The organism is Kitasatospora sp. NPDC059088 (assembly GCF_042738155.1).
In the GTDB taxonomy this organism is placed as follows: Bacteria; Actinomycetota; Actinomycetes; order Streptomycetales; family Streptomycetaceae; genus Kitasatospora.
Genome location: NZ_JBHYGR010000225.1, coordinates 1 through 1,562, shown reverse-complemented (window position 1 = coordinate 1,562; position 1,562 = coordinate 1). Strand labels below are relative to the sequence as shown.

The following is a 1,562-nucleotide window of genomic DNA, read 5'->3' as shown; positions in this document are numbered from 1 at the left end:
CTGTCTCCCGCGGGCGCTCCCGCAATCTCCCGCGGGCCCCGCCCGCGGCGCGCGGCCCCGCCCCCCAGCGGCCGCCCCCCGGGCCCTGCTGCGTCCCGGGGGTGACCGCCTCACTCACCCGGGTGAACGGAGGGTCGCTCGGATGTCGCTCGCCCCAGGGCGTTCCTACGATCTGATCAATCGTACGAATCGTGCGAACCCCTCGGAGGCGGTCATGGCCGACAGGCGCACAATCGCAGGCATCGGCAGCATCTCGCTGGCGCTCGCAGTGCTGGCCCCGCTGGCCGCCTGCTCGTCCGGCCGGGACGAGGCCGCCGGGCCGCACCGGATCGACGCGGGACCGCTCGTCCACCTCTCGGCCGAGGGCAAGGTCGACCCCTCCAAGCCGGTCACCGTCACCGCGGTGGCGGGCAGCCGGCTCACCGACGTCACCGTGGTCGACCCGGACGGCCGGGTGGTGGCCGGCAAGCTCGCCGACGACCAGCACAGCTGGCAGACCACCGGCCGGCTGCGGGCGAACACCGCGTACGCCGTCCGGATCTCCGCCGACGACGGCCGGAACGGGCGCGGCGACACCACCCAGAACTTCTCCACCCTGGCCGCCCAGCGCCTGCTCACCGCCAAGCTCGGCCCGGACTCCTCGGGCAGCGGCGTCTACGGGGTGGGCCAGCCGCTCACCGCGCAGCTCTCCGAGGCGGTGAAGGACCCCCAGGCCCGCCAGGAGGTCGAACGGGCGCTGACCGTGACCTCCCAGCCCGCCGTCACCGGCGCCTGGTACTGGGTGGACGACAAGAACCTGCACTTCCGCCCGGAGGACTACTGGCCGACCGGTACGACCGTCTCGCTGGCCTTCGACGGCACCGGCAGCCGGATCTCGGACGGCCTCTACGGCGGCGACCGCAGTGCGCTGAAGCTGCGGATCGGCGCGCGGGTCGAGTCGGTGATCGACGCGGCCGCCCACGAACTCACCCTCAAGCGTGACGGCGTGACGGTCCGGACCATCCCGGTCACCACCGGCAAGCCCGGCTTCGACACCCGCAACGGCATCAAGGTGGTGCTCGGCCAGGAGCGTTCCGTCCGGATGAGCGGCGAGACGATCGGCATAGCGGCCGGCAGTTCCGAGTCCTACGACCTGGACGTGAAGTGGGCCACCCGGGTGACCTGGAGCGGCGAGTACGTCCACGCGGCGCCCTGGTCGGTCGGCTCCCAGGGCTACGAGAACGTCAGCCACGGCTGTACCGGGATGAGCACCGACAACGCCGAGTGGTTCTACGACAACACCCGGGTGGGGGACCTGGTGACGGTGGTGAACAGCCGCGGCGCCACCATGGAGCCCTTCGGCAACGGCTTCGGGGACTGGAACATCGACTGGACGGACTGGGTCAAGCACAGCGCCCTCGGACAGCCCCTCAGCACCACCGTCCCGCCCGGCCAGGCCCCCGCCGCGGGGATGATGCGGCCCGAGGTCTAGTAGTGCTTTGTTAGGTCGGGGCTGGTCTTGGTCTGGGCAGTGGTCGCTGGCAGGTCGGGCATGTGCCGTTCCAGGTGGCCAGGAGGTGTTG

Annotated in this window: 1 protein-coding gene; it reads left to right on the top strand. The window is 72.0% G+C overall.

The genetic code is table 11. The features are described 5' to 3' along the window. Window positions 1-214 precede the first annotated feature (214 nt). Window positions 215-1,471, top strand: coding sequence for an Ig-like domain-containing protein (locus ACFWXO_RS44010; protein ID WP_380532569.1), 1,257 nt, complete (start codon window positions 215-217; stop codon window positions 1,469-1,471). The last annotated feature ends 91 nt before the right edge of the window (window positions 1,472-1,562 follow it).

Excerpts from the sequence above, each read along its gene's own strand:
- ACFWXO_RS44010 (WP_380532569.1), top strand. The coding sequence starts at position 215 with ATGGCCGACAGGCGCACAATCGCAGGCATCGGCAGCATCTCGCTGGCG.